Raw genomic sequence first — 362 nt, forward strand, 5'->3', positions numbered from 1 at the left:
ATCCAGAACCACCTGCTCCAGCTCATGGCGCTGACCGCGATGGAGGAGCCCGCCTCCTTCGACGCCGAGTCGCTGCTGACGGAGAAGCTGAAGGTGCTCAAGGCCGTGAAGCTGCCCGAGGACCTCGGCCTGCACACGGTCCGCGGGCAGTACGCGGCCGCCTGGCAGGGCGGCGAGAAGGTGCGCGGCTACCTCGACGAGGACGGCATCGACCCGGCCTCGACGACGGACACCTACGCAGCCATCAAGCTGAACGTGGACAACCGCCGGTGGGCGGGCGTGCCGTTCTACCTGCGGGCCGGCAAGCGGCTGGGCCGCCGCGTCACCGAGATCGCGGTGGTCTTCCAGCGGGCGCCGCACTC

General features: G+C 70.4%; 1 pseudogene. It reads left to right on the forward strand.

What is annotated here, in order from left to right:
• Window positions 1-362, forward strand: a pseudogene (locus M8J74_RS44305) (glucose-6-phosphate dehydrogenase); the annotation flags it as partial.

The sequence above is a fragment of the Streptomyces panaciradicis genome (assembly GCF_023516615.1).
In the GTDB taxonomy this organism is placed as follows: Bacteria; Actinomycetota; Actinomycetes; order Streptomycetales; family Streptomycetaceae; genus Streptomyces; species Streptomyces panaciradicis.